This window comes from Salinispora pacifica DSM 45544, assembly GCF_000378845.1.
GTDB lineage: Bacteria > Actinomycetota > Actinomycetes > Mycobacteriales > Micromonosporaceae > Micromonospora > Micromonospora pacifica.
In genome coordinates this window covers 225875-250847 of the sequence record NZ_KB905359.1, presented here as the reverse complement: position 1 = coordinate 250847, position 24973 = coordinate 225875, and the positions used below count along the sequence as shown (strand labels likewise).

The 24973-nt window shown below is 70.4% G+C and carries 22 protein-coding genes; 13 read left to right on the top strand and 9 right to left on the bottom strand.

Annotation, left to right across the window (positions count from 1 at the left end):
* Nucleotides 1-96 precede the first annotated feature (96 nt).
* The 4 genes from SALPAC3_RS0101015 to SALPAC3_RS0101000 are packed head-to-tail and all read left to right on the top strand — an operon-like array spanning nucleotide 97 to nucleotide 3557.
* Complete coding sequence (locus SALPAC3_RS0101015) at nucleotides 97-843, top strand: enoyl-CoA hydratase family protein (protein ID WP_018219404.1); 747 nt, start codon at nucleotides 97-99, stop codon at nucleotides 841-843.
* 29 nt (nucleotides 844-872) lie between these two features.
* Entirely contained in the window at nucleotides 873-1715 is an 843-nt protein-coding gene (locus tag SALPAC3_RS0101010) for a CoA transferase subunit A (protein WP_018219403.1), read from the top strand.
* A complete protein-coding gene (locus SALPAC3_RS0101005) occupies nucleotides 1712-2443 on the top strand; it encodes a CoA-transferase subunit beta (protein ID WP_018219402.1) in 732 nt (243 codons plus the stop codon). The genes SALPAC3_RS0101010 and SALPAC3_RS0101005 overlap by 4 nt, the downstream gene beginning before the upstream one ends.
* A 52-nt stretch (nucleotides 2444-2495) precedes the next feature.
* Entirely contained in the window at nucleotides 2496-3557 is a 1062-nt protein-coding gene (locus SALPAC3_RS0101000; protein ID WP_018219401.1) for an NAD(P)H-dependent flavin oxidoreductase, read from the top strand.
* On the opposite strand, the gene SALPAC3_RS0100995 is transcribed toward SALPAC3_RS0101000, so the two are convergent.
* Nucleotides 3541-4674 (bottom strand): acetyl-CoA C-acetyltransferase, encoded by a 1134-nt coding sequence (locus SALPAC3_RS0100995; RefSeq protein ID WP_018219400.1) that lies wholly within the window; start codon nucleotides 4672-4674, stop codon nucleotides 3541-3543. The genes SALPAC3_RS0101000 and SALPAC3_RS0100995 overlap by 17 nt on opposite strands.
* Nucleotides 4675-4732: 58 nt before the next feature.
* Between SALPAC3_RS0100995 and SALPAC3_RS0100990 the strand changes: the two genes are divergently transcribed.
* From SALPAC3_RS0100990 to SALPAC3_RS0100975, 3 genes are all read left to right on the top strand, one after another.
* Nucleotides 4733-5938, top strand: a complete 1206-nt coding sequence (locus SALPAC3_RS0100990) for an acyl-CoA dehydrogenase family protein (RefSeq protein WP_018219399.1) — start codon at nucleotides 4733-4735, stop codon at nucleotides 5936-5938.
* Nucleotides 5935-7074, top strand: coding sequence for an acyl-CoA dehydrogenase family protein (locus SALPAC3_RS0100985; RefSeq protein WP_018219398.1), 1140 nt, complete (start codon nucleotides 5935-5937; stop codon nucleotides 7072-7074). The genes SALPAC3_RS0100990 and SALPAC3_RS0100985 overlap by 4 nt, the downstream gene beginning before the upstream one ends.
* A gap of 388 nt (nucleotides 7075-7462) precedes the next feature.
* Nucleotides 7463-9094, top strand: a complete 1632-nt coding sequence (locus SALPAC3_RS0100975; RefSeq protein WP_018219396.1) for a GMC oxidoreductase — start codon at nucleotides 7463-7465, stop codon at nucleotides 9092-9094.
* Nucleotides 9095-9129: 35 nt separating this feature from the next.
* Here the strand turns inward: SALPAC3_RS0100975 and SALPAC3_RS0100970 are convergent, their stop codons facing one another.
* On the bottom strand, nucleotides 9130-10356 hold the full coding sequence (locus tag SALPAC3_RS0100970; RefSeq protein WP_026185127.1) for a cytochrome P450: 1227 nt from the start codon (nucleotides 10354-10356) through the stop codon (nucleotides 9130-9132).
* A gap of 110 nt (nucleotides 10357-10466) precedes the next feature.
* On the opposite strand from SALPAC3_RS0100970, the gene SALPAC3_RS0100965 reads away from it, so the two are divergent.
* Entirely contained in the window at nucleotides 10467-11630 is a 1164-nt protein-coding gene (locus SALPAC3_RS0100965; protein WP_018219394.1) for a steroid 3-ketoacyl-CoA thiolase, read from the top strand.
* Nucleotides 11631-11669: 39 nt separating this feature from the next.
* Here the strand turns inward: SALPAC3_RS0100965 and SALPAC3_RS0100960 are convergent, their stop codons facing one another.
* The gene (locus SALPAC3_RS0100960) at nucleotides 11670-12464 is read right to left on the bottom strand and encodes an SDR family oxidoreductase (RefSeq protein WP_026185126.1); all 795 of its coding nucleotides are present in this window, start codon (nucleotides 12462-12464) and stop codon (nucleotides 11670-11672) included.
* Nucleotides 12461-13621: an acyl-CoA dehydrogenase family protein gene (locus tag SALPAC3_RS0100955; RefSeq protein WP_018219392.1), complete on the bottom strand. Its 1161-nt coding sequence runs from the start codon at nucleotides 13619-13621 to the stop codon at nucleotides 12461-12463. The genes SALPAC3_RS0100960 and SALPAC3_RS0100955 overlap by 4 nt, the downstream gene beginning before the upstream one ends.
* 153 nt (nucleotides 13622-13774) lie before the next feature.
* Here SALPAC3_RS0100955 and SALPAC3_RS0100950 point away from each other — a divergent pair, with 153 nt between their 5' ends.
* The 4 genes from SALPAC3_RS0100950 to SALPAC3_RS0100935 are packed head-to-tail and all read left to right on the top strand — an operon-like array spanning nucleotide 13775 to nucleotide 17980.
* Nucleotides 13775-14620, top strand: coding sequence for an enoyl-CoA hydratase (locus SALPAC3_RS0100950; protein WP_018219390.1), 846 nt, complete (start codon nucleotides 13775-13777; stop codon nucleotides 14618-14620).
* Nucleotides 14617-15888 (top strand): acyl-CoA dehydrogenase family protein, encoded by a 1272-nt coding sequence (locus SALPAC3_RS0100945; RefSeq protein WP_018219389.1) that lies wholly within the window; start codon nucleotides 14617-14619, stop codon nucleotides 15886-15888. The genes SALPAC3_RS0100950 and SALPAC3_RS0100945 overlap by 4 nt, the downstream gene beginning before the upstream one ends.
* The gene (locus SALPAC3_RS0100940) at nucleotides 15885-16892 is read left to right on the top strand and encodes an acyl-CoA dehydrogenase family protein (protein ID WP_018219388.1); all 1008 of its coding nucleotides are present in this window, start codon (nucleotides 15885-15887) and stop codon (nucleotides 16890-16892) included. The genes SALPAC3_RS0100945 and SALPAC3_RS0100940 overlap by 4 nt, the downstream gene beginning before the upstream one ends.
* On the top strand, nucleotides 16889-17980 hold the full coding sequence (locus SALPAC3_RS0100935; RefSeq protein ID WP_018219387.1) for an acyl-CoA dehydrogenase family protein: 1092 nt from the start codon (nucleotides 16889-16891) through the stop codon (nucleotides 17978-17980). The genes SALPAC3_RS0100940 and SALPAC3_RS0100935 overlap by 4 nt, the downstream gene beginning before the upstream one ends.
* On the opposite strand, the gene pip is transcribed toward SALPAC3_RS0100935, so the two are convergent.
* From pip to SALPAC3_RS0100910, 5 genes are all read right to left on the bottom strand, one after another.
* A complete protein-coding gene (pip, locus tag SALPAC3_RS0100930) occupies nucleotides 17971-18936 on the bottom strand; it encodes a prolyl aminopeptidase (RefSeq protein WP_018219386.1) in 966 nt (321 codons plus the stop codon). The genes SALPAC3_RS0100935 and pip overlap by 10 nt on opposite strands.
* 68 nt (nucleotides 18937-19004) lie before the next feature.
* Complete coding sequence (locus SALPAC3_RS0100925) at nucleotides 19005-20192, bottom strand: lipid-transfer protein (RefSeq protein WP_018219385.1); 1188 nt, start codon at nucleotides 20190-20192, stop codon at nucleotides 19005-19007.
* Nucleotides 20189-20578, bottom strand: coding sequence for a hotdog family protein (locus tag SALPAC3_RS0100920; protein ID WP_018822095.1), 390 nt, complete (start codon nucleotides 20576-20578; stop codon nucleotides 20189-20191). The genes SALPAC3_RS0100925 and SALPAC3_RS0100920 overlap by 4 nt, the downstream gene beginning before the upstream one ends.
* Nucleotides 20575-21564 (bottom strand): bifunctional MaoC family dehydratase N-terminal/OB-fold nucleic acid binding domain-containing protein, encoded by a 990-nt coding sequence (locus SALPAC3_RS0100915; RefSeq protein WP_018219383.1) that lies wholly within the window; start codon nucleotides 21562-21564, stop codon nucleotides 20575-20577. The genes SALPAC3_RS0100920 and SALPAC3_RS0100915 overlap by 4 nt, the downstream gene beginning before the upstream one ends.
* A gap of 40 nt (nucleotides 21565-21604) precedes the next feature.
* Complete coding sequence (locus SALPAC3_RS0100910) at nucleotides 21605-23854, bottom strand: acyl-CoA dehydrogenase family protein (RefSeq protein WP_018219382.1); 2250 nt, start codon at nucleotides 23852-23854, stop codon at nucleotides 21605-21607.
* A 144-nt stretch (nucleotides 23855-23998) separates the two neighbouring features.
* Between SALPAC3_RS0100910 and kstR the strand changes: the two genes are divergently transcribed.
* Nucleotides 23999-24619 (top strand): cholesterol catabolism transcriptional regulator KstR, encoded by a 621-nt coding sequence (gene kstR / locus SALPAC3_RS0100905; protein WP_018813424.1) that lies wholly within the window; start codon nucleotides 23999-24001, stop codon nucleotides 24617-24619.
* Nucleotides 24620-24973 lie beyond the last annotated feature (354 nt).

The following is a 24973-nucleotide window of genomic DNA, read 5'->3' as shown; positions in this document are numbered from 1 at the left end:
ACGGCGTTCGGGGATGGCCACGCGTGTCGCTATCCGTTGCGGAGCATGCGGTGGCCTCCGTTCCGGAGCATCCGGTGGAGCTGGAGGAAGTCAACGATGGGCATCGACATTCGCGGCGACGAACGGATCAGCGAGGTGGTCATCGCCATCCCCCCGGTCAACGCCCTGGCTAGCGACGACTGGTTCGCACTGGCCGATGCCATCCACACCGCTGCGGCCAGCCCCACCACGTCGGCCGTGATCCTCAGCGCCGAGGGGCGAGGTTTCTGTGCCGGTGTGGACCTCAAGGAACTCCAGCACAGCACCGACCACGCGGCGCTGATCGGGGTCAACCGGGGCTGCTATGCCGCCTTCGCCGCCGTCTACGAGTGTCCGGTGCCGGTCGTGGCAGCCGTCCACGGGTTCTGCCTCGGCGGCGGTGTCGGCCTCGCCGGCACCGCCGACATCGTGGTGGCCGCCGACGATGCCACCTTCGGGCTACCGGAGGTGGACCGGGGCGCCTTGGGCGCAGCGACACACCTGTCCCGACTGGTGCCGCAGCAGCTCATGCGGGCGATGGTCTACACCTGCCGACAGATCACCGCGCCCCAGCTGCGGGACTTCGGGTCGGTGCTCGACGTGGTGCCACGGGAACGACTGGCGGCCACGGCTCGCCGGGTGGCCGAGGAGATCGCGGCCAAGGACCCGGTCATCATTCGCCGGGCAAAGGAGTCCCTCAACGGGATCGACCCTATTGACCTCCGCCGGTCCTACCGCTACGAGCAGGGCTTCACCTACGAACTGAACCTCGCGGGCGTGTCCGACCGGGCCAGACAGAGCTTCTTCGACCGAGGCAAGCACTGACGGACCGACGAGGGAGGGTGGCCTGACCCATGGCCGACAAGGTAGTGAGCATCGCGGAGGTGGTCGGCGAGCTGCGCTCCGGTATGACGATCGGCATCGGAGGTTGGGGGTCACGACGGAAGCCGATGGCGCTGGTTCGGGCCATCGTCCGGTCCGCCCTGACCGATCTCACCATCGTGTCCTATGGCGGACCTGACATCGGCCTGTTGGTGGCGGCGGGGCGGGTGCGGCGAGTGGTGACCGGGTTCGTCTCCCTCGACAGCATCCCCCTCGAGCCCCACTTTCGACGAGCCCGGCAGCTGGGTACCGTCGAGCTGACCGAGTTGGACGAGGGAATGCTGCACTGGGGACTGCTCGCCGCCGCACGGCGGCTTCCCTACCTGCCGATCCGCGCCGGGCTGGGCTCCGATGTCCTGCGGGTGAACCCCGAGCTCCGTACCGTGCGGTCCCCCTACTCCGACGGCGAGGAGCTGGTGGCGATGCCGGCCCTCACCCTGGATGTCGCGTTCGTACACCTGAACCGGGCCGACCGCCAGGGCAATGGGCAGTACCTGGGTCCGGACCCGTACTTCGACGACCTCTTCTGCCTCGCCGCCGCCCGGAGCTTCATCTCCTGCGAGCGGTTGGTCGACCCGGCCGAGCTGCGCTCCGGCGGTCCGGCACAGAGCCTCCTGGTCAGTCGCATGATGGTCAACGGCGTCCTCGAGACCCCACATGGCGCGCACTTCACCAGCTGCGTGCCGGACTACGACCGCGACGAGGCGTTCCAGCGTGAGTACGCGGAATCCGCTGCCAGCCCGCAGGCCTGGAGCCGGTTCCGGGCTCGCTACCTCGATGTGGATGAGGCCCACTACCAGCGAGCCGTGTCGTGACCGGGGCCAGCCGCGTCGAGGTCTGCATCGTCGCCTGCGCCGAGGCGTGGCGGGGCGATGGCGAGATCCTGGCCAGCGGGATCGGACTGATCCCCCGGTTGGGCGCCCAGTTGGCCCGCTGCACCTTCGCTCCCGACCTGGTGCTCAGCGACGGCGAGGCCGCGTTGGTCGGCGACGACGGGGCCGAGGGGTGGCTGCCCTACCGCGCGGTGCTCGGTATCGCCGCCGCCGGTCGTCGCCACGTGATGATGGGGGCCAGCCAGCTGGACCGGCACGGCAACCAGAACATCTCCTGCATCGGCTCCTGGGCACAGCCCACCGCCCAGTTGCTGGGGGTGCGCGGCGCCCCGGGGAACACCATCAACCATCCCACCAGCTACTGGGTGCCCCGCCACAGTCGGCGCGTCTTCGTGGACCGGGTCGACATGGTCTCCGGCATCGGCTACGACCGGGCCGCCGCCCTCGGTCCCCCAGGCAACCGGTTCCACGAGATCCGGATGGTGGTGACGGACAAGGCGGTCCTCGACTTCCGGTCACCAGATCGGGGGATGCGGTTGCGCTCGGTACACCCCGGCGTCAGCGTGGACGAGGTCGTGGCCGCGACCGGCTTCCCGGTGCAGCTGCCGGCTCAACTACCGGAGACCAGGACCCCCAGCGATCACGAGCTGCGACTCATCCGCGATCGACTGGATCCGGCTGGGTTACGAGATCACGAGCTGGAGCGGTGAATCCCCGACGCCCGTCCGGCCGTTCCTGCCCGGCAACGACAGGGAGCCCACCATGCACCCGGCACTGCGCACCCAGTTGACTGAGTTGGTCGGCGTCCGGTACCCCATCGTCCAGACCGGCATGGGCTATGTCTCCGGTGCCGGGTTGACCGCGGCGACAGCCCGGGCCGGCGGCCTCGGCATCATCGCCTCGGCCACGATGAACCTCGACGAGTTGCGCTCCGCGATCCACCAGGTGCGTCGGTGTACCTCCGCGCCGTTCGGCGTCAACCTGCGCGCAGACGCGACGGACGTGCGGGAGCGGGTCGAGTTGGTCATCGCGGAGTCGGTTCGGGTCGTCTCGTTCGCGCTCGCACCGCGCCGCGACCTCATCCGTCAACTCCGCGACGCCGGGGTCATCACCATCCCGTCCGTCGGCGCCCTCCGGCACGCGGAGAAGGTGGCCGGCTGGGGGGCGGACGCCGTCCTGGTTCAGGGGGGCGAAGGTGGTGGGCACACGGGGACGGTGCCCACCAGCCTGCTCCTGCCCCAGGTGGTGGACGCGGTCGACATTCCGGTGGTCGCGGCGGGTGGCTTCTTCGACGGCCGCGGCCTGGTCTCGGCCCTCGCCTACGGGGCGGCGGGAATCGCCATGGGTACCCGGTTCCTGTTGACCAGCGACAGCCCGGTCGGATCAGCGGTGAAACAAACCTATCTCGACAGCGGCCCCACCGACACGGTGGTCACCACGCGGGTCGACGGCGTACCGCACCGGGTTCTCCGGACCCGGTTCGTGGACCGGCTCGAACGATCGGGCCGGATCCGCACCCTGGCCAGCGCGCTCGGGCGGGCCCTCGCGCTGCGCCGACACACCGCAATGCCCTGGTCGACGCTGATTCAGGATGGTCTCGCCACCCGACACAGCCGCGAACTCTCCTGGTCCCAGACCCTGATGGCCGCCAACACCCCGGTCCTCCTCCGGGCGGCGATGGTGGACGGCCGGGCCGACCTCGGGGTGATGTCTGCCGGGCAGGTGGTGGGGCTCATCAACGACCTGCCCTCGTGCGCGGAGCTCATCGACCGGATCATGGCCGAGGCAGATGGCTGCCTCGGCCGGCTTACAACCGCTCAATGACGGTGACGTTCGCCTGGCCGCCCCCCTCGCACATCGTCTGCAACCCGTACCGGCCGCCGGAGCGATCCAGCTCGTGCAGCAGGGTGGTCATCAGCCGTGCGCCGGTCGCACCGAGCGGATGCCCAAGGGCGATCGCCCCACCGTTGACATTGACCCGTTCCAGCTCCGCACCGGTTTCGCGCAGCCAGGCGAGCACTACGCTGGCGAACGCCTCGTTGATCTCGATCAGGTCAATCTGGTCGAGCGTCATCCCGGCCCGCCGCAATGCGACCTCAGTTGCCCGGATCGGCGCGGTCAACATCAGCACCGGGTCGTCGCCCCGGGCGCTGAGATGGTGGACGCGGGCCCGGGGCGACAGCCCGTGCACCCGAAGTCCCCGCTCGGAGGCGACCAGCACGACGCTGGCCGCGTCGGCGAGTTGGCTGGCGAGAGCCGCCGTGGTCGTCCCGTCGGGACGTAGTGGGGCAAGGGTGGCCATCGCTGCCAGGGAGGTATCCGGTCGCGGGCACTCGTCGACCGTGCAGCCGGCGCAGGGCACGATCTCAGCGGCGAACCGTCCCGCCTCCCGGGCGCGGACCGCCCGCTGGTGACTGAGCAACGCGTACTGTTCCAGCTCGGGACGAGTGATCCCCCATCGGGCGGCGATGAGGTCTGCGCTGCGGAACTGGGAGATCTCTTCCTCGCCATAGCGAGCCGCCCACCCGACGGAGCCGGCGTACGGGCCGTGTGGGGCCATCGCACTCGCGATCGGCACCTGACTCATGCTCTGCACCCCACCGGCGACCACCAGGTCTGCGGTGCCGGCCAGAACAGCCTGGGCGGCGAAGTGCACCGCCTGTTGGGACGAGCCACACTGTCGGTCGACGGTAACCCCGGGCACCTCCTCCGGTAGGCCAGCCGCCAGCCAAGCCGTCCGGGCGATGTCACCGGACTGGGGCCCGAGGGTGTCCACGCAGCCGAGGACGACGTCGTCAATCGTGGCCGGGTCAACCCCCACCCGGTCCAGTAGGGACGCGATGACCTGACCGCCGAGGTCTGCGGGGTGCACCCCGGCCAGCCCACCACCGCGCCGCCCCACCGGGCTACGCACCGCGTCGACAAGGTATGCCTCGCTCATTCAGGCCTCCTCCGTTATGCTAGAACGCGTTCTAAATCTAGCCGAATGGGGCAGCGCTATGCACCTCTCCTACTCGGTCGAACAACAACAACTCCGTTCCCGCCTGCGCGCGTACTTCGCTGAGCTGATGAGCCCCGAAGTCCGCGAGGCGCTCGCCATGACCGATGGTGAGTATGGAGACGGCAAGGTCTACCGCGACATCGTGCGACGCCTGGGCCAGGATGGCTGGCTGACGCTCGGCTGGCCCCGGAAGTACGGCGGTGGTGACCGGTCCATGCTGGATCAACTCATCTTCACCGACGAGGCGGCGGTCGCGGGGGTGCCGGTTCCGTTCCTGACCATCAACACCATCGGACCGACGCTGATGCGCTTCGGCACCGAGCGACAACGCGCCGAGTACCTGCCCCGGATCGCCGCCGGCGAGCTGCACTTCTCGATCGGCTACTCCGAGCCGGAGGCGGGCACCGACCTGGCCGCCCTACGCACCACCGCGGTACGCGACGGTGAGACCTATCTGGTCAACGGCCAAAAGATGTGGACCAGCCTCATCCAGTACGCGGACTACGTCTGGCTGGCCTGTCGCACGGCGCCGGAGGCCCCCCAGCACGAGGATCTGTCAATCCTCATCGTGCCGACCGACTCGCCGGGCTTCTCCTGGACTCCGGTGCGCACCGTCGCCGGGCCGACCACCAGCGCCACGTACTACACCGACGTCCGGGTACCGCGCTCGGCACTGGTGGGCGCGGAAAACCAGGGCTGGCCGCTGATCACCAACCAGCTCAACCACGAGCGGGTCGCGCTCACCTCAGCCGCCCCGATCCGACACGCGTTACGGGAGGTGCGGGACTGGGCCCGCACCACCACCCTGTCGCGCGGGAAACGGGTCATCGACCAGGAGTGGGTCCAGCTACACCTGGCCCGGGTGCACGCCAAGGCCGAGTTCCTCAAGGTCTACAACTGGCGACTCGCCGCCGAGTCAGCCAACGGCCTCGACCCGGCCGCCGCCTCGGCTACCAAGGTCTACGGGACCGAATTCGCCATCGAAGCGTACCGGTTGCTCATGGAGGTGCTCGGCACGAACGCGGCGATACGGCAGGGGTCCCGCGGCGCCTTGCTGCGCGGGCGGGTGGAGGCATTGCACCGCTCCGCCCTGATCCTCACCTTCGGCGGCGGCACCAACGAGGTGCAGCGAGACATTATCGCCACCGTCGGCCTGGGTCTGCCAGCGGCCCGTCGGCGCACCCAACCGCAGGAGTGGTCATGAGATTCGCCCCAAGCGAAAGCCACCGCGACCTCGCCCGGCTGACCCGGCAGATCCTCACCGACCAGGTCACCACGGACCGGCTCCGGGACCTCGAGGCGAAGGACACCTGGCTGGACCGACCACTCTGGCGGGAGCTCGCCACGGCGGGGGTGCTCGCCGCCGCACTGCCCCACCGGGCGGGCGGTGACGGGCTCGGCCTGATGGAGCAGTGCGGCGTTCTGATCGAGGTGGGCCGGAGCGTCGCTCCCGTGCCCTACCTGTCCAGCATCGTGACGGCGGCAGCCGGACTGGCCACCTTCGGTGACGACCAGCAGGTCACTCGGTGGGTCACTCCAGCTCGGGAAGGGACCATGGTCCTGACCGCCGCCCTCGCGGAGGGCGAGGTGGGTGCCGAACGCGTCGCCGGCCGTTGGGTGTTGACCGGGACGAAGACGACCGTGCCGGCCGCGCCGGACGCCGACCTGGTGCTGGTCCCGGCCAAGTTCGGCCGTCGGACCGTGGTCTTCCTCGTCTGCCCCGACGACCCCGGGGTCACCGTGGAGCCGCAGCAGGTGGCGGGGGGCGAGGGGGCCGGCTGGCTGGACCTGGCCCGGGTGGCCCTTCCCGACGACCGGCTGCTCGGCACCGTCGCGGACGGCGGCGCCATCGCCGCCTGGCTCACCACCCGGGCCACCATCGGGTCCTGCGCTCTCCAGCTCGGGGTGACCGAGCGGGCGCTGGAGTTGACCGCGGAGTACGTCCGCAACCGGGTCCAGTTCGGTCGCCCGATCGGCACCTTCCAGGCGGTGGCGCAGCGGCTCGCCGACACCTACATCGATGTCGAGGCGATCCGGCTCACGCTCTGGCAGGCGGCTTGGCGGCTCGCCGAAGGGCTACCCTGCCCGACCGAGGTGGCGACGGCCAAGTTCTGGGCCGCCGAGGCCGGACACCGGGTCGCGCACACCGCCGTCCACCTCCACGGTGGCGTAGGAATCGACCTTGACCACCAGCTGCACCGCTACTTTCTCGCCGCGAAGCACCACGAGTTCCGGTTGGGCGGTGCCACCGCCCAACTACGGGCGATCGGGGCCGCCCTCACCTCGACCGAGCTGGAAGACCAGGACGGCTCAGCCGGTGCGGCGCCCCCCGCCGGCTGAACCCCAGCGGGTGCCCCAGCGGGCCCCACCAACCGCCTCGCGGGTCTGACCCCGGGACGTTGACGGCGCAGAGAGTACACCATAGATTGACATACATGGATTTAATGGGAGCTGGTGCGCGGGGCCTTCGACGCAGACCCGAAAGCCACTCCCCCTCCGAACTGATAGGCGGTGACCGCCACGATCAACCCCGGCGGCGATCGCCACGGATGCGGTCGGCCGCCAGCCATCGGCGACTCTGTCACCAAGCTGGTGGTCAATCTCGATCGACACCGCCAGCCGCTCACCACCAGGCGGGAGACCTGAGCCCGAGGGACGGTCGGCGCGCGCCCGACGTGACGCATGGGCATCGGACACCGATCACGACCAACAATCGAAGGGGCCGAGCATGACAGGTACGAGCCTTTCCCGACGTGGCCTACTCCGGGCCACCACGCTCGGCGCCGGCGCCGCCGTCGCCGGGGCCGCTCTAGGCCAGCAGGCGGCCCAGGCGGGTGGTCCGGTACCCGCGTTGGCCGGAAAGACCGCCGTGGTCATTGGTAGTGGCTTCGGTGGGGCGGTCGCCGCCTACCGACTCGGCCAGGCCGGAGTGGTCACCACCGTGCTGGAGCGTGGTCGCCGCTGGAATGTGGACGGCTCCGGCACCACGTTCTGCAGCATCAATGAGCCAGACTGGCGGTGTGGCTGGTTCCTGGACCGCCCACCACTGGGCATCAACCTCGGTTCGACGATCGAGAAGCGTGCTGGGTTGATCGCCCGCCACGACGGAGATGGAATCTCGGTGCTGAGCGGAACCGGAGTAGGCGGCGGCTCCCTCGCCATCGGGATGTTCCTACCGCAGCCGCGGCGCAGCGAGTGGGAGCAGGCGTACCCGGCCGAGGTCGGCTTCGACGAGATGAACGATGTCTACTGGCCCCGGGCTCGGCAACGCCTCGGCGCCGCGCCGATCCCCGAGGACGTGCAGAGCACCGGCCCCTACCGGGGAGCCCGCGCCTGGCTCGACTACCTGTCGGAGTTCAAGCAGACCCCCCTGCCCATCCCGTTCGCCGTGGACTGGGACGTGGTCCGCGCCGAACTCGCCGGTGACGCCGTGCCCTGCCACACGATCGGCGAGGGCCCGTACGGCAGCAACTCCGGGGCGAAGAACAGCGTGGACCGCAACTACCTCGCCTGGGCCACCGCGACCGGCAACGTGACCACCTTGGCATTGCACGAGGTCACCGAGATTCATGAGGTGTCCGGCCAGGACAAGTTCGAGATCAGGTGCCGCCAGATCGACGAGCACGGCACGGTTCTCTCCACCAAGACCTTCGTCTGTGACTACCTGTTCATGGCGGCGGGTTCCGTCTACACCACCTCGCTGCTGCTCACCTCCCGGGCCAAGGGCGGACTTCCCCGCCTGGTCAACCAGGAGGTGGGTAAGGGCTGGGGCAACAACGGCGACTTCCTGGTGACCCGGATCAATCTGCGAAAGGACGTCGGCCACGCCCAGGGCGGTCCGGGTAACGTCAAGTACATCGACGAGGACAACCCGTACGCACCCACCTCGATGGCGTGGGAGGCGGCACCGGTTCCCCGTTGGATGCCGCGTACCACGGCGCACCTGGTAACCAGTATGGCTCCGGAACGAGGCGAGATTCGCTACGACCCGGATACCGGGACCGGCAGGGTGCACTGGCCGTACGGCGTGCTGGAGACCACCTCCGAGAAGGCGGCGGTTAACCTGGTGACCCGGTTGTGGTGGGAGACCGAGGGCCGCAAGGGGTACCTCCTGCACGGTCTGCCGACCTACGCCCGGGGCGTCGGTACCGGGCTCGGCGCGGCGAACACCTGGCACCCGTTGGGTGGCATGGTCATGGGCAAGGCGACCGACTTCGGCGGTCGGTGCCTCGACTACCCCAACCTCTTCTGCGTCGACGGATCGATCCTGCCGGGTACGGCCTGCCTGGCCAACCCTTCCCTGACCATCACCGCGAACGCCGAACGCTGCATGGATCGGTTCCTCGCCGTGCACTCCTGACCCGTACGGGGCCCGGCCACGAGCCGGGCCCCCGTTCAGCGGTACCGCACCGGCATCTCCCGGATCCCGTTGATCCAGCCCGACCGCAGCCGCTGCGGATCGGCCACCTTGCGGATGTCCGGCATGTGGTCGGCGATCGAATTGAAGATCAGTTCGATCTCCAGGCGGGCGAGGTTCGCACCCAGACAGAAGTGCACACCACTACCGCCGAATCCGAGGTGCGGATTGGGGCTCCGGGTGATGTCGAACCGTTCCGGCTCCTCGAACACCGACTCGTCGAAGTTGGCCGACCCGTAGAAGAGCGCTACCCGTTGGCCGGCGGTGATCGCCTGCCCGCCCAGGGTGGTGTCGACCAACGCGGTGCGTTGGAAGACGTTCACCGGGGTAGCCCAGCGAATGATCTCCTCGACCGCGCTCCGGGGGCGCTCGGCCTTGAACAGTTCCCACTGGTCTGGGTGCTCGAGGAAGGCCAACATGCCGTGGGTGATCGCGTTCCGGGTCGTCTCGTTGCCCGCCACCGCCAAGAGCATCACGAAGAAGCCGAACTCGTCGGTCGTCAGGTGCTCTCCGTCGATCTGCGCGTTGACCAGCTGGGTCACCAGATCGTCGCTCGGGTTGCGCTGTCGCTCGTTGGCCATCTCCATCGCGTACGCGAGCAGCTCGGCGGCGGCGGCCATCGGATCCACACCGTACGCCGGATCGTCGTAGCCGATCAGCTGGTTCGACCAGTCGAAGACCTTCCGACGGTGGTGCTGCGGCACCCCGATCAGCTCTGCGATCGCCTGCAGCGGTAGTTCGCAGGCGACGTCGGTGACGAAGTCACCCGTGCCCCGCACGGCCGCGTCCCGCACGATGCGCTCGGCCCGCTCCGCCAGCGACCCACGCAACGCGTTGATCGCTCTGGGGGTGAAGCCGCGGGACACGATGGCCCGTAGCTTGGTGTGCTCCGGCGGGTCGACGTTGATCATGATGACCCGCTGCATCTCTCGATCCGCCTGGGTGGTGCCCGGCTGGAAACGGGCGATCGCGGTGTTCTCCCGGGTCGAGTACGTTTCGCTGTCCCGGGAAACCGCCATGACATCGGCGTACCGGGTGACCACCCAGTACCCGTCGTCGTCGAAGCCGGCCGAGCCCCTCGGTTGGACGTTCCACCAGACCGGGGCCGTCCGGCGCAGCTCGGCGAACTCCTCCCGAGGCACACGGCGCTCCAGGACGGCCGGGTCGGTGAAGTCAAATCCCACTGGAATACGCGGCTCAGTCATCGAACCTCCTACTGTAACCTGTTCTAATATTGAAACAGATCACATGTTGTTTCGACAACGCAGCGTGAACTCCGGCGCGGAGCACGTTTGCTCTCCGAAGGGACGGTGCGATGGGCACTCCGGTGATCGTTGACGCGGTTCGCACACCGATCGGCAAACGGGGCGGCTGGCTGGCAGGGCTGCACGCCGCCGAGCTGCTCGGCGCGGCACAACGCGCCCTCGTCACCCATGCAGACCTCGACCCGGACACCGTCGAGCAGGTCATCGGCGGGTGCGTCACCCAGGGCGGCGAGCAGTCCAACAACATCACCCGCACCGCCTGGCTACACGCCGGCCTGCCGTACCGGACGGGCTGTCTCACCATCGACGCCCAGTGCGGTTCATCCCAGCACGCCGCACATCTGGTCGCCGGGCTCATCGCCACCGACGCCATCGAGGTCGGCATCGCCTGTGGTGTCGAGGCGATGAGCCGGGTACCGCTGCGCGCGAATCTCGGCGTGGACGCCGGCACTCCCCGGCCGGCCTCGTGGGAGATTGACCTACCCAACCAGTACGTCGCCGCCGAACGGATCGCCGTCCGGCGGGGACTGTCCCGTACGGCGGTGGACGAGTTCGGCGTCCGCTCGCAGTCCAACGCCGCTCGGGCCTGGGCACGGCGGCACTACGACCGCGAGGTTGTACCAGTGACCGCGCCGATCCTCGACAGCGAGGGGCAGCCAACCGGAGAAGCCCACACGGTGGAGCGGGACCAGGGCCTGCGGGACACCACCCTGGCGGCGCTGAACCGACTACGACCGGTGATCGACGGCGGGCTGCACACCGCCGGCACCTCGTCGCAGATCTCCGACGGCGCCGCGTCGGTACTACTGATGGAGGCCGACCGGGCCCGCGCGCTCGGTCTCCGCCCACGAGCCCGGATCGTCGCCCAGTGCCTGGTCGGCGCCGAGCCCTACTACCACCTGGACGGCCCCGTGCAGGCGACCGAACGCGTGCTGTCCCGCGCCGGCATGAAGATCGAGGATATCGATCGGTTCGAGGTCAACGAGGCGTTCGCCGCCGTCGTGCTGTCCTGGCTGTCGGCCCACCGCGCCGACCCGGAGAAGGTGAACGTCAACGGCGGCGCGATCGCCCTCGGGCATCCGGTGGGCAGCACCGGGGCCCGACTGCTCACCACCGCCCTACACGAGTTGGAGCGAACCGCCACCCGCACAGCATTGATCACGATGTGCGCCGGGGGCGCCATGTCCACCGCGACCATCATCGAGCGCCTCTGACCCTCCGGCGGCGATGCCCGCCGTTGGGTGCGGTGGCACTCAGGGATGCTGGCTACTGACCGACACCACCTCACCGGCGAGATAGGAGGCGTAGTCGCTGGCGAGGAAGGCCATGACGGCCGCGACCTCCCAGGGCTGCGCTGCCCGGCCGAACGCCTCCTGGCCGGTGAGCTCGGCGAGCAGGTCCGCACTGGTCACCTTCGACAGGTTGGGGTGCATGGCGAGGCTGGGCGCCACCGCGTTGACGCGGATGCCGTAGGGTGCCGCGTCCAGCGCCGCACACCGGGTCAACGCCATCACCCCCGCCTTGGCAGCCGCATAGTGCGCCTGACCGGCCTGGGCCCGCCAGCCCAGCACCGACGCGTTGTTGACCACCACACCACCGTGGCCCTGCGCCAGCATCTGCCGTACCGCTGCCCGCGTACAGCGAAAGGTGCCGGTCAGAGTCACGTCCAGCACCCGCGACCACTCGTCGTCGGTCATCTCCATGACCGACGCGGTGCCGCCGAGCCCGGCATTGTTGATCATCACGTCCAGCCGTCCATAACCCGTCACGGCGGCGTTGACCAACGCTTCGACTGCCTGCTCGTCGGTCACGTCACAGGGCACCGACCGAACCCGGCCCGGGTGGTCCGCCGAGAGCCGTTCGTGGCTCTCGGCAAGCCGCCGGAGATGCCGGTCGCTGATCACCACGAGCGCCCCCTCGTCCAGGCAGCGTTCCACCACGGCCGCACCGATCCCGGATCCCGCCGCCGCGGTCACCACCACCACCTTCTCCGCGAGCAGTTCCCGACCAGCCGGGCGAAACGGCGGCGTCGGGCCCGGGGGCCTCATCCGCGGGCCTGTCGCGGCAGACCGAGAACGCGCTCGGCGATGATGCCCCGTTGGATCTCGTCCGACCCGCCGTAGATCGTTTCCGCACGACCGAACAGGAAGAGGCGCTGCCAGTCGTCCAGGTCGTAGGGGGCATCCTGGGCAACCGTTCCGGCGGCACCGCGCACCTGCATCGCCAACTCGCCGAGTTGCTGATGCCACCGCGACCAGAGCAGCTTCACCGCGGATGCGCCCTGCCCGGAACCCGACTGGTCCGCCTCGGCCATCGTCCGTAGGGTGTGCGCGCGCAGCGCCCAGAGCCCGACAGCGGCGCGGGCAAGCCGGTCGCGCAGCTCTGGTTCACCGGCGACGCCGGTGTGCCGGGCAAGCGCCACCAGGCGGTCCAGCTCCCGCTGGAACCCGACCTGTTGGCCGAGTGTCGCCGCGCCCCGCTCGAACGCGAGAGTGCCCATCGCCACCCGCCACCCCTGGCCCACCTCGCCGACAACCAGGTCCCGCGAGGTGCGCGCGCCGTCAAAGAAGACCTCGTTGAACTCCGAGGTACCAGTCAGTTGGCGGATGGGCCGCACCGTAATGCCGGGTTGCCGCATCGGCACCAGTAGATAGGAGAGCCCGGCCTGGCGCGGCCCGGTGCCGGCGGGCTCGGTCCGGGCCAGGAGAAAGCACCAGTGCGCCACGTGCGCCAGCGAGGTCCACACCTTCTGGCCGTCGATAATCCACTCGTCACCGACGAGTCGGGCACGGGTCGCCACGGCGGCGAGATCAGACCCCGCCCCCGGTTCGGAGTATCCCTGGCACCACAGCTGTTCGACAGCGCGAATCCCGGGCAGGAAGCGCCGGCGCTGCTCCGGCGTGCCGTAGGCGATCAACGTCGGACCGAGCAGTTCCTCACCCAGGTGGCCGACGCGCGCCGGAGCACCGGCCCGGGCGTACTCCTCGTGGAAGGCGACCTGTTGGGCGAGCGTCGCGCCCCGACCGCCGTGCTCGACCGGCCAGCCGAGACAGGTCCAGCCGGCGGCGGCCAGCCGGCGGTTGAAAGCCAGCCGTTCGCGGTATGCCTCGTGCTCCCGGCCCGGTCCACCCGCCCCCCGCAGCTCAGCGCTGACATTCTCCGCCAGCCAGGCGCGCACCGCCCGCCGGAACTCGTCGTCGTGCACTGGTGTCACCTCCCGAAGCGCGCGTAGGCTCACCCTACCAAGCACTTGCTTGCGTGAGGAGGTGTCGATGGAACGCCGAGCAGAGCAGGAAACCACGCCACCCGACCCGACCGACAAACCACTCGAGCAGGTGCTTCGGCAGGAGGCAGCACAGTGACAGCAGACGGGTTGGTACGACTCGAACGCCAGGGCGCCACCGCGGTGGTCACGATGAACCGGCCCCGCTACCGGAACGCCCAGAACTCGGCGATGACCTACGCCCTCGACTCCGCCTTCGCCGCGGCCGTGAATGACGATTCGGTCGCGGTCATCGTGCTCGCCGGCGCCGGTGAGCACTTCTCCGCGGGCCACGACATCGGCTCACCCGGCCGAGACGTCGAAAAGAGCTTCGAGCGCCGGGCGGTGCTCTGGTGGGACCACGTCGGCCGGTCCGGCGCCGACCAGCGGTACGCCCGGGAGATGGAGGTCTACCTTGGCATGTGCCGGCGCTGGCGGGAGCTTCCGAAGCCGACCATCGCGATGGTGCAGGGGGCCTGCCTCGCCGGCGGGCTCATGCTCGCCTGGGTCTGCGACCTGATCATCGCGGCCGAGGACGCGTACTTCGCCGACCCCGTGGTCCGGATGGGCATCCCCGGCGTGGAGTACTTCGCCCACCCGTGGACGTTGGGCCCCCGCCTCGCCAAGGAGATCCTCTTCACCGGGGACCGGTTCGATGCCCGGCGCGCGTACGAGGTCGGCATGGTCAACCGGGTCGTCCCCCGGGCGGAGCTGCACTCCCACACCCTCGGTATCGCGCAACGAATCGCCGAGATGCCCCGCTTTGGACTGGCCCTGACCAAACGGGCCGTCAACCAGGCCGAGGATCTGATGGGAATGCGCTCGGCGATGGACGCCGCCTTCGGTCTGCACCACCTCGCGCACGCGCACAACGCGGAGGTGGCCGGCGACCCGCTGGCCGGGATGGACGCCGCGAGCATGAAGGCGAGGTCCAGTTCGTGAGCCCGGTCGGCACGATGAACCTCGACCTCGACAACGAGACCCGCGCGTTCCGGGCGGAGGTCCGGTCGTGGCTGGCGACGAACGTGCCCACCACGCCGTTGCCGCCCGTGGAAACTCCGGCGGGTGACCGGGCCCACCGGGCGTGGGAGCGACGCCTCGCCGCGGCCGGGCTGTCGGTGGTGTCCTGGCCCACCGCCTACGGTGGACGCGACGTCTCACCCCTGCAGTGGCTGATCTTCGAGGAGGAGTACCACCGCGCGCGGGCGCCGGTCCGGATCAACCAGAACGGCCTCTTCCTCCTGGCTCCGACCCTGTTCACCCACGGCACGGCCGAGCAGCGGGCTCGCCTGCTGCCCCGGATGGCACGGGCCGACGACGTGTGGGCGCAGGCCTGGTCGGAGCCGGAGGCCGGCAGCGACCTGGCCGGAATCCGCTCCCGTGCGGTACGCACCGACGGCGGTTGGCTCCTGTCCGGGCAGAAGACCTGGAGCACCCGGGCGGCACGGGCCGATCACGCGTTCGGGCTCTTCCGCACCGGAGTGGACCGCCACCGCGGCCTGACGTACCTGATGTTCGACCTCCGCGCCGCGGGCGTCACGGTCCGGCCGATCCAACAGGTGGGCGGTGCGGCCGGCTTCGCCGAGATCTTCCTCGACCAGGTGTTCGTGCCCGACGCCGACGTGCTCGGCGTGGTGGACCAGGGTTGGACCGTCGCGATGAGCACCGCGGGCCACGAGCGCGGGTTGTCGCTGCGCAGTCCGGGACGCTTCACCGCCGCCGCCCAGCGGCTCGTACGGCTGTGGTGTCAGGCCGGTGCGCACGCCGCCGACCCGGGGCTGTCCGACCGCGTCGTTGCCGGCTGGATCGCCGCCCGGGCGTACCAGCTGCACAGCTACGGCACGGCCACCCAGGAGGCCGCCGACCGGACGCCCGAGCCTCCGCCACCCCCCGGCCGAGCCGATCGACCAGCGCAGACCGGTTCGACGGCGTTGCGGGGCAGTGGCCACGCCGCCAGCATGACCAAGGTTTTCTGGTCCGAACTGGACGTCGCCCTACACGAGGTGGCGCTCGACCTCCTCGGGCCGTACGCCGAAATCGGTGGTCTTCCGGCGGATTCGGCGGGCCGGGCGGACGATGCCGGCGACGCGGACGCCTGGCTGGACGGCTACCTGTTCTCCCTGGCCGGTCCGATCTACGCCGGCACCAACGAGATCCAGCGCACGGTGATCGCCGAACGGGTACTCGGCCTGCCCCGGGATCGACGATGAAGCTGACCCCCTCCGCGGAGCAGGAGCAGTTCGCCGCCGCCCTCCACGCGATGTTGACCGAGGCGGACATTCCCGCCGTCGCCCGGCAGTGGGCCGCCGACGACCCGGCTCCCGGGCAGGCACTCTGGCGCCAGCTGGCCGAGCTCGGCGTGACCGGGCTGGCGGTGCCGGCACGGTGGGGTGGCCTGGCCGCACACCCGGCGGACCTCGTCGTCGCGTGCGAGGAGCTCGGGCACCACGCCCTGCCCGGTCCGGCCGCCGAGTCCATCGCCGCCCTGCCCGTGCTGCTGACGGCGCTCGGCGACGACGCGCTCTGCGAGACCTGGCTGCCCCGGCTCGCCAACGGCGAGGTGATCGGCACACTCGCCGTGCCGCCGCACGTGCCGTACGCGACGGACGCTGATGTCGTGTCCCTGGTTCTCCGGGCGGATGAGCAGACGCTGCGCCTCGGGGTGCCGGGGCCACGACTGCGCTCGGTGGACGGCACCCGACGACTGGTCGAGGTGGCCGACGGAGCGCTGCTGGCGACCGGTCCGGCCGTCGGCCCGGCTGTCGCCCACGCCCTCAACGCCGGCGCGCTGGCCTGTGCGGCGCAGCTTCTCGGAGCGGGCCACGCGCTGCTGGAGACAACCCTCCGGTACGCCGGCCAACGCACCCAGTTCGGCCAACCAATCGGGCAGTTCCAGGCGGTCAAGCACCAGCTCGCCGACGTGGCAATCGGCCTCGAGTTCGCCCGGCCGCTGCTGTACGCCGCCGCCGTCGCCCTCGCCGACCACCCGTCCACGGCTGCCCGCGACGTCTCCGCCGCGAAGGTGGCCTGCGCCGACGCCGCCCAACGGGCGGCCCGCACCGCACTACAGGTGCACGGGGCGATCGGGTACGCCCGGGAGTCCGGCCTCGACTCCTGGCTGACCAGGATCTGGGCGCTGGCTCGGACCTGGGGCACCCAGTCCTGGCACCGCGATCGGATCCGGACCGCACTAGCCACTGGAGCTCTGACATGACGACGGAGCAGCAAGCCCTGCGGATGAGCGTCCGCGGTGTGCTGTCCCGGCACACCGCCGACCGGTCCATCGCCGAGCTGACCGAGTCAACGACGGGAGACGACACCGAGCTCTGGCAGGTGCTGTGTGGCCAGATCGGAGTGGCGGGACTCGCCGTACCCGAACGGTTCGGTGGGCTCGGCGCCGGCCTGGGCGAGGCCCATGTCGTGTTGGACGAGTTGGGCCGCACCCTCACCCCCGCACCGATGCTCGGCTGCGCGGTCCTCGCCGGCCAGGCCCTGCTGCACAGCGGGGACGAGGCGGCCTGCCGCCGCATCCTGCCCGACCTGGTCGGCGGAGAACGGCTGGCCGCGCTCGCCTGGACCGACCAGCACGGGGACTGGGATCCACACCGGCCCGCGGTCACCGCGACGAAGGGCGGCCGGCTCACCGGCGAGGCGCACCACGTGCTCGACGCCACCGTGGCCGACGTGCTGCTGGTCGCCGCGAGTACCCCCGCTGGGGTCCGCCTCTTCGAGGTGGATCCACACGCTGCCGGCGTCCGACGACGCCCGGTCACCACCGTGGACCTGACCCGCCGGCTGGGGGTGGTCGTGCTCGACGAGGCACCCGGTCGTCAGCTGGGCGAGGTGAACCCGCTGGAACGGCTCCGGGACATCGCCTGCGTCGCGCTCAGCGCCGAGCAGGTCGGGGCGGCCACGCGGGCCGTGGAGCTGACCGTGGCGTACGCGCTGAGCCGGGTGCAGTTCGGCCGGCCAATCGGTGCCTTCCAGGCGATCGCACACCGGCTGGCCGACCTACACGTCGTGGTGGAGAGCGCTCGCTCCCTGTCGTATGCGGCGGTGTCGAGCCTCGACTCCGACGCACCCGACGCCCACCTGCTCGCCGCCGGGGCCGCGGTCCACTGCGCCGAGGCGCTGGAACAGGCCGCCGCGCAGATGATCCAGCTACACGGCGGCATCGGTATCACCTGGGAGCACGACGCGCACCGCTACTTCAAACGGGCCCACGGGGCGGCGCACCTCTTCGGGCACCCGCGGGCACATCTCGCCCGGCTCGCGGACGCGGTCATCGGCACTCAGTCGTGATAGGAGGCGCCGAATTGGTCCAAGGCGCTGATGACCGCGTCCCCGACACCGTGTCCGGCACCGTGACCGGCCTCGTCGACCAGCTCCAACCGCGCGGCGGGCCAGGCCTTGGACAGTTGCCACGGGACGTCCACCGGGCTGCCCAGGTCGAGCCGGCCGTGAACCAGCACGCCGGGAATTCCGGCGAGCCGGTGGGCACCTGCTATCAACTCGCCGTCGGTGAACCAACCGTCGTGTGCCCAGTAGTGGGTGACGAGGCGGGCGAAGGTCATCCGGAACACCGGGTCCTCGAACCTGGGGTCGGGTCCACTACCGGGTAGGTTCGAGACGAGGGCGTCCTCCCAGGCGCACCAGGCGCGGGCGGCGCGGTCGCGTACCGTCTCGTCCGGATCGGCCAACAGCCGGGCGTAGGCGGCGGGCAGGTTGCCGTCGCGTTCGGCGGCCGGTACCGCATCCGAAAACCTGTCCCACTGTTCGGGGAAGATTCGTCCGAGGTCGCGGGTGATCCACCGATGCTCGGCCGGGGTGCTGGTGACGACGCTGAACAACACCATCTCGGTGACCCGGTCGGGGTGCCGCTGGGCGTAGCCGAGGCCGAGCGCGCTGCCCCACGATCCGCCGAGCAGCAACCACCGGTCGATGTTCAGGTGTTCGCGCAGCTTTTCGATGTCGGCCAGCAGGTGCGGCATGGTGTTGGTCGACAGGTCGGTTCGGACGTCACCCGCGTCCGGTGTGCTGCGCCCGCACCCCCGCTGGTCGAACAGGACTATCCGGTAGACGGCCGGATCGAAGAACCGCCGCCAGCCGGCGCTGGCGCCGGAACCGGGGCCGCCGTGCAACACCAGCGCCGGCTTGCCGAGTGGGTTGCCGCAGCTCTCCCAATAGACGAGGTGGCCGTCCCCGACTGCGAGCAGGCCAGCCGCGAAGGGTTCGATCTCGGGATACACACGCATCATCCGCGTGATTCAACCAGTCGCGCGCCGACCGCGCTCGGGGCCCAACGGCAGCCGGAGCCGGAGGTGGCTCAGGGTCCGATGTTGCCGAGGTCGGGGGGCCCGAGCAGGAGGCCACTGGTCGGTACGCCGGTGCCGGCGGTCACCAGCACCGGACCAGGCCCGGCGACCTGGTTGACCGAACCTCCCCGGATCTGCCGGACCGCCTCCACGATGCCGTTCATCCCATGGATGTAGGCCTCGCCGAGCTGCCCACCGTGCGGGTTGACCGGGAGCCGACCATCCAGTTCGATCGCTCCGTCAGCGATGAAGTGCCGTGCCTCGCCCGGCGGGCAGAACCCCAACTCCTCCAACTGCATCAAGACGTACGGGGTGAAGTGGTCATACAGCACCGCGACCCGCACGTCGTCGGGGCCGAGACCGGACTGCTCCCAGAGTTGCCGCCCGACCACGCCGAGCTCCGGTAGGCCGGTCAGGTTGTCGCGGTAGTAGCTGGTCATGATGTACTGCTCCGCTCCGCTGCCCTGCGCGGCAGCGGTAATCACCGCGGGGGTCTGCCGCAGATCGGCGGCCTGCTCGACGCCGGCCACCACCACGGCGACCGCTCCATCGCTCTCCTGGCAGCAGTCCAGGAGCCGAAGTGGCTCGGCGATCCACCGGGACGCCTGGTGGTCGGCGAGGGTGATCGGTCGTTCGAAGAACCAGGCTCGTGGGTTGGTCGCGGCATGCCGGCGCGCAGCCACGGCCACCCGGCCGAAGTCCTCCCCGGTGGCCCCGAAGACGTGCTGGTAGCGCCGGGCGACCATGGCCACGGTGGCCGCCGGGGTACTCAACCCCATCGGGTAGTGCCAGCCGTTGTCGACGCCGGAGCTGGTCGGTGCGCTCGAGATATCCCGCGACACCCGACCGAAGCGGCGGCCGGAGCGCTCGTTGAGCGCGCGGTAACACACCACGACCCGCGCCACCCCGGCGCTGATCGCCAGGGCCGCCTGCTGCACCGTGGCACAGGCCGCGCCGCCGCCGTAGCCGACCTGACTGAAAAAGCGCAGCTCCCCGGCACCGATCTCCCGGGCCAGGGCGATCTCGGCGGTGCTGTCCATGGAGAAGGTCACCAGACCGTCGACATCGACCGGCGTCAGCCCGGCGTCGGCGAGTGCCGTGCGAACCGCCTCCACCGCCAGTTGGAGCTCGCTGCGGCCGGAGTTCTTGGAGAACTCCGTCTCGCCGACCCCGACGATCGCCGCTCTTCCCGAGATCACGGAAGCCTCCCGACCTCAACCTGCCCGGTGACGTGATCGCCCCCGGCAACCCGCCCCACCACGGCCACCACACACCCGGTTGCCGACACCCGCGTCACCTGACCGGTCAGGACGAGCGTGTCGTACGCGTAGCAGGGCGCCCCGAGCCGGATGGCGACGCGGTGCACCATCGCTGTCGCTCCCGCCCAGTCGGTCACGTACCGCTGTACCAGTCCGGTCGTGGTCAGAATGTTGAGGAAGATGTCCTTCGAGCCCCGCCGCACGGCCTGGTCCCGATCGTGGTGTACATCTTGGAAGTCCCGGGTGGCCACCGCGGTGCTGATCACGAAGGTCGGGGTGACCGGGATCCGCAGTTCCGGCAGGACGACGCCGACCGCCGCGTTCATGGCAGCAGCCGCCACGCCGGCAGGGTCAGCTCGGCGTCCACCGGTACGAAGTCAACCTGGACCGCGGCGCCGATCCGCACCTGCGCCGGGTCCGCTCCGAGTAGCTCGCCCACCATCCGTACCCCTTCGGTCAGCTCCACCAGAACGACCACGACCGGTAGCCGCCGCCCCGGCACCGGTGGATGCCGGTGCACCACGAAGCTGAAGACCTCACCGGTACCGCGGGCGGCCAGGTGGTCCTGGCGGTCGGCGCCGCACCGTCGGCAGACCGGCCCCGGTGGATGTCGCAGCTGACCACAACCGCCGCACCGCTGGATGCGCAGCTCGCCGGCGGCGGTGCCAGCCCAGAAGTAGGCGGTGTCCCGGGTGAGGACCGGCCGGAGCACGTCCGCCGCCGCCGGAGCCGGCGCGGGTGCCGGTGCCGGAGCCGGCTCGGGTGCCGGTGCCGGAGCCGGGGCCCGCCCGGATGTCGCCGGAGCCGGCGCGGATGCCGGAGCGGCCGCGGTGGAGCCCGGCGGCCGGAACTTGAGCACCCGGAAGGTCATCGACGCTACGGCCTCCGCACCGACGTACCAGGTGCTGTCGGTGGTGACAAACCAGCCCTCGCCGAGCGCCGTTCGTTTTGGTCCGCGCACGTCTACCAGCCGGCTGCGCACCTCGACCCGTTCGCCGTCGCGCAGATACCGGTGGTATGTCTGCTCGCAGTTCGTGGCCACCACTGAGGTGAACCCGGCCCGATCGAGTACGGCGGACATGGCCGACAGCGGATCGGCGGGATCCGCGGCCGGGTGTAGGCCACGCATCGTCCACACCTGCGTCATCGCTGGTGGTGCCAGACCGTCCTGCTCGTAGCGGGGATTCCGGTCGCCGATCGCCTCCAGCCAGTTCCGGATCATCGGTAGGTTGACCGGGTCGCGTGCCGGCCGGGCCGGCCCCGCACCGGCAGCCCGGATCCGCTCCGCGGCGGCGTTGACAGTGTCCTCCATCGAATCTCCCTCCTCCCCCGGCGACTGGCCTGATCCACAGTCAGCCCGCGGATGCCCGGGGCAGGCCGAGAACCCGTTCGGCCACCAGGGAGAGCAGGATCTGGGTGGTTCCGCCGGCGATACTGAGGCATCGGGTGAGGAGGAAGTGGTGGACTGGCTCCGCACTCGCGCCGTCGGCCGCCGCACCGTTCGGACCGCAGAGCGTCAGCGCCGTCTCGGCCACCGCCTGTCGATGGCTGACACCGATCAACTTGGCGACCGCCGATTCTGGCCCACCTCCACCAGCACCGAGCTGCCGTAGCGTGGCCCGGCACTCCACCAGGGAGACCGCGAGACCATCCGCGATGTGACCACCCAGGCGTTCCCGCATCCCCGGCTCGCCGGCGACTCCACCCGCCCCCACCATCCGGACCAGTCGGTCCACGTCGGCACCGAATCCGGGCCCGCGTCCCATGGCGACCCGCTCGTAGGAGAGCGTCGCCCGGGCCAGCTGCCAGCCCTGTCCTGGCTCGCCCACCACACCCTCGTCGGGGACGAAGACGTCATCCAGGAAGACCTCGTTGAAGACCGACCGCCCGGTGATCTCGCGCAGTGGGCGAATCTCGATGTCGGGGCTGCGCATGTCGACCAGGAAATAGGTCAGCCCACGATGTTTGCTCACCGTGGGATCGGTGCGGGCCAGGCAGATCGCCCAGTCCGCCTCGGCCGCCAGCGACGTCCAGACCTTCTGGCCGGACAACCGCCAACCACCCGGCACCCGGTTCGCCCGGGTGCGCAGCGAGGCCAAATCCGAACCGGCCTCCGGCTCGCTGAAGAGCTGACACCAGGTGAGCTCGCCCCGAAGGGACGGGCCGGCGAACCGATTCCGCTGGGCGGCACTGCCGTAGCGCAGAATCGTGGGGATGGCCCAGCCGGCGATCGCCAGGTCCGGGCGGATGACGCCGGCCCGGTCCAGCTCCTCGTCGATGAGGAGTTGCCGGGCGGGTGTGGCGTCGAGCCCGTACGGCGCGGGCCAGTGTGGTGCGAGGTATCCGACGTCCGCCAACCGGGCCCGGCGCTCGGCCTCGGGAAGCTGTGCGATCGCCTGGAGCTGGGCTCGTACCGCCAACCGGTCCGCGGAGTCGGGGGCACTCTCCGCTCCGGACGACGGCGGTGCCGCTTCCGTCTCGGCCCGGTACTCGTCGCCAACCGCCCACACCTGCCGACGCGCCCCGGCCAACGTCAGCTCCGCGCAACGCTGCCGCCATCGGGCGCCGCCGCCGAGTAACTGCCGTAGGGCAAGTGCTCGGCGCAGGTAGAGGTGGGCGTCGTGCTCCCAGGTGAACCCGATCCCGCCGAGCACCTGAATACAGTCCTTGGCGTTGTCCACCGCGGCGTCCAGAGCGATCGCGGCGGCGGTGGCGGCGGCCAGGGGGAGTTCCTCCGGCGCCTGGTCGTAGGCGCGGGCCGCGTCCCAGGCCACCGCGTTGGCCCGTTCCGCCCGGCAGAGCATCCCGGCGCAGAGGTGCCCGACCGCCTGGAACGACCCGATCGCCTGATCGAACTGCCGCCGCACCTTGGCATGCTCGGTGGCGGTGCGCAGGCACCAGGAGGCCACCGCTGCCGCCTCCACCGCGGCCAGCAGCGCCGCGCAGTCGCGGAGTCGGTCCGGCGCGGGTGTGGGCAGGAGTTGATCGGGCTCGACGAGCACCCCCGCCAACCGCACGTCGGCCAGGGGCCGGGAGAAGTCCACCGGCGTACGTGCGGTGTGGTGGACCCCCGCATGCTCCGGATCGAGCACGAACGACAACGTTTCGGCTTCGGTGTCAGCGGTCAACATCAGGTGGGTGGTGCTCCCCGCACCGAGTACGGCGTTGGCCTGCCCGGTCACCCGGTAGGCTCCCCCGGCGACCGGCACCGCCGTCAACGCTCCTGGAGTGAGCGCCACCCCGACCGAGACCCTGCCGGCCGCAAGGTCGGGCAGCAGGCTCTTCGCGACGGGCGTCGGCCCGGTGGACGCGAGTGTCAGGGCCGCGAGCAGGGTGGGCATGACCGGGCCGGGGACCAGGGCGACGGTGAGCTGTTCCAGCACGGCGGCCAGCTCGCCGACCCGGCCACCGTCACCACCGAGCTGCTCCGGCACGGCCAGGGCGAAGCAGCCAAGGCCGGTGAGGCCGGCCCAGTAACGGTCGGCCGCTGCGGACGGCCCGTTCTCCAGCGCGCGTACGGTGGCCAGGAGATCGGCTCCGGCAGCCCACTGCCGGATCGCGTCCTGGAGCGCCAACTGGTCGGTGGTCATCGCGATCGGCATCGACCCTCCCCACTCAGACACCTCACGCCAGTAGAACATGTTCTACCGGCCTCCGCCAGCCACCCTGAGCGCACGATGCCCGCCCGTTGCTAGACTTGGGACGGCATGGCCGCTGCCAATTCAACCAAGATCACGGAAGGCAAGATGGTGGCGTCGAGAACACATACCAGAAGCCCGGGCGCGGGCAGCCTGACCGACACCGAGCAGGGGTCGGCGGCGCAGCGGGAACGCCGACGGCGCATCCTGGACGCCACCCTCGTCCTGGCCTCCAGGGGAGGATACGACGCGGTGCAGATGCGCACCGTCGCCGAACACGCCAACGTCGCCCTCGGCACGTTGTACCGCTACTTCCCCTCCAAAATCCACCTATTGGTTTCCGCCTTGGCCCGAGAGTTCGAGCGGACGCAGGACCGGCTCCGCCGCACCGCCATTCCGGGCGAGACGGCGCACGAGCGGACCGCGTTCGTCCTCGGCCGGGTCACTCGCGCCATGCAGCGCGACCCCATGCTCACCGAAGCGATGACCCGGGCGTTCATGTTCGCCGACCCGACCGCCGCCACCGAGGTCAACGCCGTCGCCCGACTCATGGAAGACATGTTCATCCTGGCCATGCGGGACGGCAAGCCATCAGCGGACGACCGGGCCAAGGCCCGCGTCATCGGTGATGTCTGGCTCTCCAGCCTGGTCGCCTGGGTAACCCGACGCGCCTCGGCTAACGACGTGCACGAGCACCTCGAACTCGCCGCCCGCCTGTTGCTGCGCTGACGGCCAAGGCGGCGGAGCCTGGGGGCCCCGCCGCCACCGGGCCGCGAACAACACCGGCCCCCTGGTCCACAAGACCGGGGGGCCGATTCCTGGCAATCAATAGATACTCACCTTAGGTGGTGGCGCAGTCACTCAGCTTGTCCTACGGTGCTGGGGCGAAGGTCGGCGGCGCACCACGGGCTCCACGCGGGCCACCATCCCGGCTGGGTCAACGATGTGGCGTGGGAGGGACAACCCGGATGACGCGATCGTTGCCCACGAGGGTGAGCCCGTTGTTCTCGTCCGCGACGCCGCCGTTGCCGGGAGCGGCGGGCGCGCTGAGCTCTCCGCTGGTGGGCCTGCCGCGTCGGATCC

Coding starts and splice junctions, on each gene's coding strand:
- kstR (WP_018813424.1), top strand. CDS start 23,999: ATGGTGGCGTCGAGAACACATACCAGAAGCCCGGGCGCGGGCAGCCTG.
- SALPAC3_RS0101010 (WP_018219403.1), top strand. CDS start 873: ATGGCCGACAAGGTAGTGAGCATCGCGGAGGTGGTCGGCGAGCTGCGC.
- SALPAC3_RS0100985 (WP_018219398.1), top strand. CDS start 5,935: ATGAGATTCGCCCCAAGCGAAAGCCACCGCGACCTCGCCCGGCTGACC.
- pip (WP_018219386.1), bottom strand. CDS start 18,936: ATGATGCGTGTGTATCCCGAGATCGAACCCTTCGCGGCTGGCCTGCTC.
- SALPAC3_RS0100960 (WP_026185126.1), bottom strand. CDS start 12,464: ATGAGGCCCCCGGGCCCGACGCCGCCGTTTCGCCCGGCTGGTCGGGAA.
- SALPAC3_RS0100940 (WP_018219388.1), top strand. CDS start 15,885: ATGAAGCTGACCCCCTCCGCGGAGCAGGAGCAGTTCGCCGCCGCCCTC.
- SALPAC3_RS0100935 (WP_018219387.1), top strand. CDS start 16,889: ATGACGACGGAGCAGCAAGCCCTGCGGATGAGCGTCCGCGGTGTGCTG.
- SALPAC3_RS0101015 (WP_018219404.1), top strand. CDS start 97: ATGGGCATCGACATTCGCGGCGACGAACGGATCAGCGAGGTGGTCATC.
- SALPAC3_RS0100965 (WP_018219394.1), top strand. CDS start 10,467: ATGGGCACTCCGGTGATCGTTGACGCGGTTCGCACACCGATCGGCAAA.
- SALPAC3_RS0100990 (WP_018219399.1), top strand. CDS start 4,733: ATGCACCTCTCCTACTCGGTCGAACAACAACAACTCCGTTCCCGCCTG.
- SALPAC3_RS0100910 (WP_018219382.1), bottom strand. CDS start 23,854: ATGCCGATCGCGATGACCACCGACCAGTTGGCGCTCCAGGACGCGATC.
- SALPAC3_RS0100915 (WP_018219383.1), bottom strand. CDS start 21,564: ATGGAGGACACTGTCAACGCCGCCGCGGAGCGGATCCGGGCTGCCGGT.
- SALPAC3_RS0100995 (WP_018219400.1), bottom strand. CDS start 4,674: ATGAGCGAGGCATACCTTGTCGACGCGGTGCGTAGCCCGGTGGGGCGG.
- SALPAC3_RS0101000 (WP_018219401.1), top strand. CDS start 2,496: ATGCACCCGGCACTGCGCACCCAGTTGACTGAGTTGGTCGGCGTCCGG.
- SALPAC3_RS0100970 (WP_026185127.1), bottom strand. CDS start 10,356: ATGACTGAGCCGCGTATTCCAGTGGGATTTGACTTCACCGACCCGGCC.
- SALPAC3_RS0100975 (WP_018219396.1), top strand. CDS start 7,463: ATGACAGGTACGAGCCTTTCCCGACGTGGCCTACTCCGGGCCACCACG.
- SALPAC3_RS0100920 (WP_018822095.1), bottom strand. CDS start 20,578: ATGAACGCGGCGGTCGGCGTCGTCCTGCCGGAACTGCGGATCCCGGTC.